At 60.1% G+C, this 10,465-nt stretch carries 8 protein-coding genes; all 8 read left to right on the top strand.

Translation table 11 applies throughout. The annotated features are described in order from the left end of the window. The first annotated feature begins 24 nt into the window (after window positions 1-24). The 8 genes from arcA (at window position 25) to DXB53_RS09280 (ending at window position 10,465) form a co-directional block, all read left to right on the top strand. Window positions 25-1,266, top strand: coding sequence for an arginine deiminase (arcA, locus tag DXB53_RS09315; protein WP_117584235.1), 1,242 nt, complete (start codon window positions 25-27; stop codon window positions 1,264-1,266). Between the two features lie 105 nt (window positions 1,267-1,371). Next, window positions 1,372-2,367: an ornithine carbamoyltransferase gene (argF, locus tag DXB53_RS09310; protein ID WP_117584234.1), complete on the top strand. Its 996-nt coding sequence runs from the start codon at window positions 1,372-1,374 to the stop codon at window positions 2,365-2,367. 138 nt (window positions 2,368-2,505) lie between these two features. Further along, on the top strand, window positions 2,506-3,993 hold the full coding sequence (locus DXB53_RS09305; RefSeq protein WP_369831459.1) for a YfcC family protein: 1,488 nt from the start codon (window positions 2,506-2,508) through the stop codon (window positions 3,991-3,993). Window positions 3,994-4,707: 714 nt separating this feature from the next. Then, complete coding sequence (locus DXB53_RS09300; protein WP_006234276.1) at window positions 4,708-6,189, top strand: DUF1846 domain-containing protein; 1,482 nt, start codon at window positions 4,708-4,710, stop codon at window positions 6,187-6,189. 256 nt (window positions 6,190-6,445) lie between these two features. After that, entirely contained in the window at window positions 6,446-6,784 is a 339-nt protein-coding gene (locus DXB53_RS09295; protein ID WP_040358312.1) for a hypothetical protein, read from the top strand. A gap of 178 nt (window positions 6,785-6,962) precedes the next feature. After that, window positions 6,963-8,624, top strand: a complete 1,662-nt coding sequence (locus DXB53_RS09290) for a CTP synthase (protein WP_117584233.1) — start codon at window positions 6,963-6,965, stop codon at window positions 8,622-8,624. A gap of 2 nt (window positions 8,625-8,626) precedes the next feature. Beyond that, window positions 8,627-9,568 carry a site-specific tyrosine recombinase XerD gene (gene xerD / locus DXB53_RS09285; RefSeq protein WP_117584232.1) on the top strand — a complete coding sequence of 314 codons (942 nt, stop codon included), beginning with the start codon at window positions 8,627-8,629 and terminating at the stop codon, window positions 9,566-9,568. Window positions 9,569-10,030: 462 nt separating this feature from the next. Beyond that, window positions 10,031-10,465, top strand: coding sequence for a division/cell wall cluster transcriptional repressor MraZ (locus DXB53_RS09280; RefSeq protein WP_006234269.1), 435 nt, complete (start codon window positions 10,031-10,033; stop codon window positions 10,463-10,465).

Below are 10,465 nucleotides of genomic sequence, written 5' to 3'. Positions count from 1 at the left end.
GGCCCGAAAGAAAGGTAGGAGGCCATGACGAAAGGTCTGCACGTGCCTTCCGAGATCGGCAAGCTCAGGAAGGTCTGCCTGCACCGTCCCGGCGACGAGCTCCTCAACCTGCCGCCCGACGAGCTCGAGCGACTCCTGTTCGACGACGTCCCGTTCCTGGAGGTCGCGCAGCAGGAGCACGACACCTTCGCCCAGATCCTTAAGGACCAGGGCGTGGAGGTGCTCTACCTCGAGAACCTCGTCGCAGAGGTGTTCGACCAGGTCCCCGGCGCCCGCGCCGAGTTCACCGACCAGTACATCGCCGAGGCAGGCATCCGCGGCCAGCAGATGCCGCAGATCGTCCGCGAGAAGCTGGACTCCATCGAGGACAACCTCGAGTTCGTCAAGAAGACCATGGCCGGCATGACCAAGGCCGAGATCGACATGCCCCTCACGGCGTCCACGACCCTCGACTCCCTGGTCAACTCCGAGTCCGAGTCCGACCTGATCATCGACCCGATGCCCAACCTCTACTTCACCCGCGACCCGTTCGCGGTCGTCGGCGAGGGCGTCAACCTCAACCGCATGTACTCGGTCACCCGCAACCGCGAGACCCTGTACGGCAAGTACGTCTTCAAGTACCACCCCGACTACAAGGACGTCTCCCTGTACTTCCGCCGCGACTGCCAGTTCCACACCGAGGGCGGCGACGTGCTGAACATCAACGAGAAGACCCTCGCCGTCGGCATCTCCCAGCGCACCCAGGCGGCCGCCATCGACGTCATGGCCCAGAACATCTTCTGGAACTCCGACTCCAAGGTCGAGCGCATCCTGGCCTTCGACATCCCGGTCTCCCGCGCCTTCATGCACCTCGACACGGTCTTCACCCAGATCGACGTCGATAAGTTCACGATCCACCCCGCCATCATGGGCACCCTGCGCGTCTACGAGCTGACCGCCGGCAAGAACCCGGGCGACGTGAACATCCGCCTGATCGAGGACACCCTCGAGCACGTCCTGGAGGACGCCACCGGCGTCGACCAGGTCAAGCTGATCCCCTGCGGCGGCGGCGACCCGATCGCGGCCTCCCGCGAGCAGTGGAACGACGGCTCCAACACCCTGTGCGTCGAGCCCGGCAAGATCTGCGTCTACGCGCGCAACACCGTCACCAACGACGTGCTGTACAAGGAGGGCCTGGACCTTCTCGTCGTGCCCTCCGCCGAGCTCTCCCGCGGCCGCGGCGGCCCGCGCTGCATGAGCATGCCCTTCTGGCGCGAGGACCTCTAAGTCTTTCCGTTTCCGGTGCGGTCCCCCTACAACCGCACCGGTTTCGCCCGTCAAACGGGCAACACTAATACTTACGTAATTCATTTCTTCGAAAGGATTTGAACCATGGGTGTTAACCTCTCCGGCCGTAGCTTCCTCAAGCTCCTCGACCTCACCACCGAGGAGATCGAGTACCTGCTCAAGCTCTCCAAGAACTTCAAGGACATGAAGCGCGCCGGCGTTCCTCACCGCTATCTCGAGGGCAAGAACATCGTTCTGCTCTTCCAGAAGACCTCCACTCGTACCCGCTGCGCCTTCGAGGTCGGCGGCATGGATCTTGGCATGGGCGTCACCTACCTCGATCCCGGTTCGTCCCAGATGGGCAAGAAGGAGTCCATCGAGGACACCGCCCGCGTTCTCGGCCGCATGTATGACGGCATCGAGTTCCGTGGCTTTGCCCAGGACGACGTCGAGGAGCTCGCTGCTAAGTCTGGCGTGCCCGTATGGAATGGCCTGACCACCGAGTGGCACCCCACCCAGATGCTCGCCGATATCCTGACCGTCCAGGAGAACTTCAACTACGACATCAAGGGCAAGACCCTCGTCTTCATGGGCGACTGCAAGAACAACGTCGCTCGCTCCCTCATGGTCGTCTGCTCCAAGCTCGGCATGAACTTCGTGGCCTGCGGCCCCGAGGAGTGCATGCCCGCTGACGACGTCATCGAGGCCTGCAAGCCCATCGCTGAGGCTAACGGCTGCACCATCAAGCTGACCACCGACGTCAAGGACGGCGTCACCGGTGCCGACGTTCTCTACACCGACGTGTGGGTCTCCATGGGCGAGCCCGACGAGGTCTGGGCCGAGCGCATCGCTCAGCTCACTCCGTATCGCGTTACCTCCGAGGTCATGGCTATGGCCAACCCGGGTGCCATCTTCCTGCACTGCCTGCCCAGCTTCCACGACACCAACACCACGATTGGCGCCGAGAAGTGCGAGCAGTTCGGCATCACCGAGCAGGAGGTCACCGACGAGGTCTTCGAGAGCCCCGCTTCCAAGGTCTTCGACGAGGCCGAGAACCGCATGCACACCATCAAGGCTGTCATGTACGCTACGCTCAAGTAAGAGCATCTAGCATCTCGCTCGGGGTGCATTGCTGCGCACCCCGAGCGCTTTTGTCTGGTAAAAATCTCGCACCGAGCGACATGCACGGCACGGAAGAGCCGCTTCGGGCGAGATCAGTAAATGATTTATGAAGGGGGGATGAGAACTATGACTGAGACCGCTAAGAAAAAGCGCGGTATGCCTTCATCGTTCACCATTCTTCTTGCTCTGCTGGCAATCGTCGCGGTTGTTACCGTTATCGTCTCCGGTACGTCCGGTGGCGCGGTTACCGCTGCCCGCTTGAGCGATTTCTGCACCGCCCCGGTCAAGGGCTTCGCTGACGCTCTGCCCGTCTGCCTCTTCGTTATGATCCTCGGCGGCTTCCTCGGCATGATGACCGAGACCGGCGCCCTGGACAACGGCATTGCTGTTCTGGTGCAGAAGCTTAAGGGCAATGAGATCATGCTCATTCCCGTGCTGATGTTCATCTTCTCCCTCGGTGGTACCACCTATGGTATGTGCGAGGAGACCGTTCCCTTCTACGCCCTGCTCGCCGCCACCATGATGGCTGCTGGCTTCGACCCCATGGTCGGCGCTGCCACCGTCCTGCTCGGCGCTGGCTGCGGCTGCCTCGGCTCCACGGTTAACCCGTTTGCCGTCGGTGCTGCCGTTGACGCTCTGACTGGCGTTGGCATTGAGGTCAACCAGTCCATCATCATCGGCCTCGGTGCCGTCCTGTGGATTGTTACCACTGTTATGTCCATCCTCTTCGTCATGAGCTATGCCAAGAAGGTCAAGGCTGACAAGGGTTCCACCATCCTTTCGATGCAGGAGCTCAAGGACGCCGAAGAGGCTCACGGCAAGGCTGCTTCCGAGGTTCACAAGGAGGTCAAGCTCACCGGTCGTCAGAAGGGTGTTCTGATCGCCTTTGCCTTCACCTTCGTCGTCATGATCGTCGGCTTCATCCCGCTGGCCGACCTTAACGAGGGCGTCGCCAACTTCTTCGATGCTGGCGCTGTCTATGACGCCGACGGTAACGCCATCGTTCAGGGCTGGTCTGCCCTGATCACCGGCCTGCCCATTGGTCAGTGGTACTTCGACGAGGCTTCCACCTGGTTCTTCCTCATGGCTGTCCTGATCGGTATTATCGGCGGCCTGTCCGAGAAGCAGATCGTCAACACCTTCATCACCGGCGCTGCCGACATGATGTCCGTTGTCCTCGTCATCGCCCTCGCCCGTGGTATCTCCGTCCTCATGGCTAGCACCGGCCTCGACGTCTACGTCCTCGACGCTGCCGCCAATGCTCTGGCTGGCCTGTCCGGCGTGATCTTCGCTCCCATGAGCTTCCTGGTCTACTTCGGCCTGTCCTTCCTGATCCCCTCGACCTCCGGTATGGCTACTGTCTCCATGCCCATCATGGGACCGCTGGCTGTTAAGCTCGGCTTCTCGCCCGAGGTCATGGTCATGATCTTCTCCGCCGCCATCGGTGTCGTGAACCTGTTCACCCCGACCTCCGGCGCCATCATGGGCGGTCTTGCTCTGGCCAAGATCGAGTGGACGACCTGGCTCAAGTTTGCTCTTAAGCTCATCGTCGCTCTCTCCGTCGTCTGCGCCATCATCCTGACCGTCGCTTGCGTGATGCTCTAACTACCCCTTGGGTACCCCACGGAAACCATGACGATCCTGTAAAGGATCACCTGGTCATCGTCTGTCCGGTGGGGTAACCCCACCGGTAGACTCCTACCTTTAGCCTCCTCCCGTTCCGTGCGCGGGAGGGGGCGACTTGCGTTCCGGCGTTTTACCAAACGCCGGAACCGGTCGACGCTGCGCGCCGCCCAGGACGACAATTTGTCATTCAAAAGGCAAGGCATGACCAAAAGGTCTATGCCTTGCCTTTTTCATGCCAACTTGTACGTCCTGGACGGCGCTCGCTGACTTATGCTCATCCTGCGGCGCTGCCTTTGTTGGTGTAAAGGTGTCAGATTGCTTTGCGCCATGCCCTCCTCTTTCACGTCACCTTGCTCGCTCTGGTGGGCTTTCGCTGACTTATGCTCAACCTGCGGCGCTGCCATTGTTGGCGCAGGGGGCGGCTTGCTCGCTCTGGTGCCTGTTCGCTGTCCGTTCTCTGCCCGCGACGTTTCTGCTGTTGGTGCAAAGGGGTCAGGTTACTTTGCGCCAAAAGGGGAAGTTGCGGTGGAATAGTTCCCGTTTGGCCGTCTTGAGGGGTTAAACAGGAGCTATTTCACCGCAACTTATCGATGGCGTGTTTGGTTGGTGCCTGTTGATGGCCTGGGCATCGGGGAGGGCAGGCTCCGTTATAATCGCCTAAGACATTAAATGGAAACGGGACGGGAGCCATATATGCGCCAGGGTTTCGACAACGCGAAGTATATCGAGCTGCAGGCCGCTCATATTAAGGAGCGCATCTCGCAGTTTGGCGGCAAGCTGTATTTGGAGTTTGGCGGCAAGCTGTTTGACGACTATCACGCGAGCCGCGTGCTGCCGGGTTTTGAGCCGGACAGCAAGTTTCGCATGCTCAAGAGCATAGCCGACGACGTCGAGGTCATCATCGCCATTAACGCGAACCACATCGAGAAGAACAAGGCTCGTGGTGACCTTGGCATTACCTATGACGAGGATGTGCTGCGCCTGGTTGACCTGTTCCGCGGCAACGGCTTTGCTGTCGCGGCCGTGGTCATCACCCAGTACGCCGGCCAGCCCGCTGCCGATGTGTTCCGCAACCGCCTGAACGCGCTCGGCATTCCCGCCAAGCTCCACTATCCCATCGAGGGCTATCCGCACGACGTCGACCTGATCGTGTCCGACGACGGCTATGGCAAGAACGAGTTTGTCGAGACCACCCGTCCGCTCGTCGTCGTGACGGCGCCCGGTCCTGGCTCGGGCAAGCTCGCCACTTGCCTCTCGCAGCTGTATCACGAGCATAAGCACGGTACCGCCGCCGGCTATGCCAAATTCGAGACCTTCCCGGTCTGGAATCTTCCTCTGACGCATCCGGTCAATATTGCCTACGAGGCCGCCACGGCTGACCTCGACGACGCCAATATCATCGATTCGTTCCACCTTGAGGCCTACAACAAGACCACGGTCAACTACAACCGCGACGTCGAGGCCTTCCCGGTAGTTCGTGCCCTGATGGAAAAGATCCTGGGCAAGAGCCCCTACCAGAGCCCTACGGACATGGGCGTCAATATGGTCGGCTTTGCCATCACCGATGACGATGCCTGCCGCGACGCTTCCAAGATGGAGATCGTCCGCCGCTACTTTACCGCGGTCGAAAATGTGCGCCGTACCGGCGTGGGCGATGAGCAAGTCGACCGTCTCAAGATTATTATGAAGAAAGCCGGCATCGATAAGAACTACTCACCGGCGCGCTCGGCGGCCCTCACCAGGGAGCAGCTGACGGGTGGTCCCGTGGGTGCCATGGTCATGCCCGATGGCTCCGTGGTGACCGGTAAGACCTCCACGCGCCTGGGCGCCGCAAGTTCGCTCATTATGAACGCCCTCAAGCATGTCTCGGGCGTCGACCTTGAGCTCGAGGTCATTAGCGATGAGGCGATCGAGCCCATCAGCAAGCTCAAGACGCATTTCCTGGGCAGCAAAAACCCGCGCCTCCACACCGACGAGACGCTTATGGCGCTGTCGATCACCTCGGCCACGAGTGAGACGGCCGCTCGCGTCCTTTCGGGCCTGGAGCAGCTGCGCGGTTGCGATGCCTTCTTTAGCGTGATTATCTCGCCGACGGACGAGACGGTACTGCGCAAACTGGGTATCAACGTGTGCTGCGAGCCCAAGTTTGAGCGCCGCGGTTTCTTCCATCGCTAAGTTTGAAGCACCGCGGTAATTGCATTGCATTTTGGCCGTATCGGGTTAGCGCCCGGTACGGCTTTTTGATCAATAAAGCGTCTATTTCGGCGAAAAATAGCTGTTTACCTGCCTAGAAACAATTTGAGCGGTATACAATAACCGTAACTGTTTCATCCTTAGCGGGATGCCGCATGATGGATATTACCTGCCATCGTGAGGTGTGTCGGTCGCGCACGGCGCGTTAGATGCTCGTGCTCGGTTTGAGGAGGCTGCTATGGCGGGCAAGGGTCGTGCGAGTGTCAACGATATGAAGCGTGTCGAGGTGCTGGTGTTGATGGAGATCGACCAGCAAACCGAAGACAATGGCGGGCCGTATGGTTTCTCGCGCAAAACGCTTGCCGAGCGCGTGGGGGTTTCGCCGTATCGTGCCCGCGCGGCAATCGATCGCTTGGATTCCGAAGGCATGATTGATGTCGTCTCGCGTTATAGCGACGACGGCGGTCAGCTTGCAAATGGCATTTGCCTCACCGAACGTGGCGAGTGGTATCTTGAGGGCGTCCGTACCGGCATGCTCGTTCAAGAAATGCTTGAGGACGAGGTTGCTGATCGATAGCAGCATGTAACCCTTGCCATAGCGACGCCGCCTGGGAAACCGGGCGGCGTTTTGTTTCAAGATTGAGAAATGCAATCGCACGCGAGAAAAATTGCGGACGGTCCGCGGCGCGAGTATTACAATGAAGACCCGTAAGATGTGGATAAACAACTTCTACGGGAAGCGCAGGTAACTCAATATGACCAAGCATGTGTTCGTAACCGGTGGCGTGGTTTCGTCCCTGGGCAAGGGTATCACCGCGGCCTCGCTGGGCCGTCTGCTCAAGTCGCGTGGCTACAAAGTAACGATGCAGAAGGCCGACCCGTATCTGAACGTCGACCCCGGTACCATGAGCCCGTTCCAGCATGGTGAGGTCTTTGTAACCGAGGATGGTTACGAGTCCGACCTGGACCTGGGTCATTACGAGCGCTTTATTGATGAGAACCTGACCCGCGATTCCAACTTTACGACCGGTGCCATCTACAAAAGCCTAATCGCCCGCGAGCGTCGCGGCGACTTTTTGGGCGGTACCGTGCAGGTGATTCCTCACGTCACCAATGCCATTAAGGACAAGTTTCGCCGCATCGAGGAGCAGACCGGCTCCGATGTAGTCATCACCGAGCTGGGCGGCACGATCGGCGACATCGAGTCCCAACCGTTTGTCGAGGCCATCCGTCAGTACCGCAAGGAGGCCGGCTCCGAGAACGTCTGCTACATCCACGTGTCGCTCGTTCCCTATATTGCCGCCGCCCACGAGGTCAAGACCAAGCCCACGCAGCATTCCGTCAAGGAGCTCCGCAGCTTTGGCATCCAGCCCGATATCATCGTGCTGCGCTCCGACCACCATATCGATGACGCTATCCGCGGAAAGATCGCAAGCTTCTGCGACGTCGACACCGATTGCGTCTTTACCAATGAGGACTGCGCGAGCATCTACGACGTGCCGCAGCTGCTTGCCGAGCAGGACTTTGACCTGCGTATTTGCGAGCGCCTGGGCCTGGACCCGCGTGAGCGCGACATGAGCGAGTGGAATGAGTTCCTGCGTAAGCAGAACCATGCCAACCATCACGCCGATAAGGTTAAGATTGCCGTCGTGGGTAAGTACACGCAGCTGCCCGATGCGTACCTGTCGGTTATCGAGGCCCTGCACCATGCGGGCGTCTTCTACGATCGCCATGTGGACGTCCAGCTGGTCGACGGCGAGAGCCTCGACGAGCAGAATGTCTCCGAGGTTCTGGGCGACGCCTCGGGCATCCTGGTCCCCGGCGGCTTTGGCAAGCGCGCCCTGGAGGGCAAGATCCTCGCGGCCGAGTTTGCCCGTGAGCACAAGATTCCGTATCTGGGCATTTGCCTGGGTATGCAGGTGGCCGTGTGCGAGTTCGCCCGCAACGTCGTCGGCCTTGCCGGCGCCAGCTCCTCCGAGTTCGATCCGGACGGCCCGTTTAGCGTCATCGATCTGATGAGCTCGCAGGAGGACGTGACCGAGAAGGGCGGCACCATGCGTCTGGGCGCCTATCCGTGCAAGCTCGCCGCCGATACCCTCGCTCGCGAGGCATATGGCGAGGATCTCGTCTACGAGCGTCACCGTCACCGCTTTGAGTTTAACAACGCCTTCCGCGACCAGCTTGAGGACGCCGGTTTGGTTATCTCGGGTCTGTCGCCCGACGAGCGCCTGGTCGAGATGGTCGAGCTGCCGCGCGACGTGCATCCTTGGTATGTGGCAACCCAGGCTCACCCCGAGTTCAAGAGCCGTCCGACCAACCCGCAGCCGCTGTTCCGAGAGTTCGTGCGTGCCTCGATCGGTCAGCACGAGGGTGTCGATCGCCTGCAGGTGACGCCCATGAACCTCGCTACGGACTAAGGGTGCCGGCGAACAAAGAACATACCGAAGCTACTCCCTCGTCGCTCGCCGTGGCGGCGGGGGAGTATCTCGATTACCTCGCGGTCGAGCGGGGTTTGGCGCGCAACACGATTGCGGCCTATCGTCGTGACCTGACGACGTACTGCGCGTATCTGGAGCGGGCGGGCATCATGTCTTTTGATGAGGTGACTCGTCAGGTCGTGGAGGGCTTTGTCGCCGACCGTCGCGATGGGGGCTATTCCGATGCCTCGGTGGAGCGTGCGCTTGCGGCCGTGAAGGGCCTGCATGCCTTTTTGGTGCGCGATGGGATTGTGGCCCAAAATCCAACGGCGGCGTTGCGCCTGCCTAAAAAGGCTGAGCGTTTGCCGGAGTATCTATCGGTGGAGGATGTCTCGGCGCTGCTCGATCAAGACTTCCCCGAGGGCGAGATGGGCTTGCGCGACCATGCCATCTTGGAAGTGCTCTACGGATGCGGCTTGCGTGTGAGTGAGTTGGTGGGGCTCGATGTGGGCGATATCCATATCGACGATGGCTTTGTGCTCGTTCGCGGTAAGGGCTCAAAGGAACGCCTGTCCCCGTTGGTGGGAAGCGCGGCGCGAGCTCTGACGCGCTATATAACTAAGGGGCGTTCTCGCTTGGCGGCCCATGCCCACGGAACCGAGACCTCGGCGGTCTTTTTAAATAAGAACGGCCGCCGTCTGTCGCGCCAGGGCATCCATGCCATCTGTGAGCGCTACGGGCGCCAGGTGGGGCTGGTGGGACTCCATCCCCATACGCTGCGTCACTCCTTTGCCACCCATATGCTTGCGGGCGGTGCGGACCTCCGTGTGCTACAGGAGATCTTGGGACATGCCGATATATCGACCACGCAGGTCTACACGCATGTCGATCGTACGCAACTGACCGAGGTCTATCTGGCGGCGCACCCGCTGGCACATCGTTAACACATCGCTGGCCTGCATATCTATAGGTATTTGGGGACGGGCCCCAGATTGCCGCGGCGTGCTTTTGCGCGCGCATGGGCAATCTGGGGCTCGTCCCATTTTTCGCTAGACACCGACGCGGCGGTGGGCCGTGTGTACCGTGGGTGGGGGAGTTTGGGGGCGATGTGAACGGCGTGTAAAGGGACGTAAAAATCGCCTCAAGGTCAACTTGAAGGTTGAGGTTCGCGGGCGTGGTTCTACAGGTGGCATCCCGCCTTTGCTGCAAACACAACATATTGTGTTTTCGAACATATGCTCGGGGGTGTTTTACAACATATTGGGGGTGGAATGGTGGGGAGGGGTGGGGGAAGGGGTGGGGAAAGGTGTTGAAAAATGGGGCGGTTCCCCATATTATTGATGACGTCGACAGGCGGGGTGGTTCCCCGCGTACGTGCCATCTGAGTAACCGAGGGGAGGGCGCACATGGGAATGACTGGTGCATATGAGCGCAATCTCGATGCAAAAGGTCGTCTGTCCCTGCCTGCACCCCTTCGCGAGGAGCTTGGAGAGCACGTTCGCGTGTTCAAAGCCCTGGATGTCGATGCTCTGTACGTGTTCTCTGCCGAGGCCTTCGATAAGTGGGTCGAAGGACTCTTCGCGGGTCGTGAGGGCCACGAGGGTTTTAACCCGCGCGACATCAACGACCAGAAGCTCATGAGGGCGATCAACAAGCGCACCACGTCGATGGACGTGGACAGCGCCGGTCGTATCGGTCTTTCTGAGTCTCTCCGCAAGCAGGCGAACCTCGACCGCGAGGTCACGGTTGTGGGCAACTACGACCACCTTGAGGTTTGGGATCGCGCCGCGGCCGATGAGGACGATGACGATGAGGCCCTGCTGGACCTCTTCTTCTCGTAA

Origin of the sequence: Collinsella sp. OM04-5 (assembly GCF_003439125.1) — a bacterium.
In the GTDB taxonomy this organism is placed as follows: Bacteria; Actinomycetota; Coriobacteriia; order Coriobacteriales; family Coriobacteriaceae; genus Collinsella.
Note: the sequence above shows the minus strand (reverse complement) of the source record. Positions and strands in the feature narration are given on the sequence as shown.

What these genes read in the sequence shown, in the direction of transcription:
- DXB53_RS09295 (WP_040358312.1), top strand. Translation starts at nt 6,446, where the DNA reads ATGGCGGGCAAGGGTCGTGCGAGTGTCAACGATATGAAGCGTGTCGAG.
- arcA (WP_117584235.1), top strand. Translation starts at nt 25, where the DNA reads ATGACGAAAGGTCTGCACGTGCCTTCCGAGATCGGCAAGCTCAGGAAG.
- DXB53_RS09290 (WP_117584233.1), top strand. Translation starts at nt 6,963, where the DNA reads ATGACCAAGCATGTGTTCGTAACCGGTGGCGTGGTTTCGTCCCTGGGC.
- argF (WP_117584234.1), top strand. Translation starts at nt 1,372, where the DNA reads ATGGGTGTTAACCTCTCCGGCCGTAGCTTCCTCAAGCTCCTCGACCTC.
- DXB53_RS09280 (WP_006234269.1), top strand. Translation starts at nt 10,031, where the DNA reads ATGGGAATGACTGGTGCATATGAGCGCAATCTCGATGCAAAAGGTCGT.
- DXB53_RS09305 (WP_369831459.1), top strand. Translation starts at nt 2,506, where the DNA reads ATGAGAACTATGACTGAGACCGCTAAGAAAAAGCGCGGTATGCCTTCA.
- DXB53_RS09300 (WP_006234276.1), top strand. Translation starts at nt 4,708, where the DNA reads ATGCGCCAGGGTTTCGACAACGCGAAGTATATCGAGCTGCAGGCCGCT.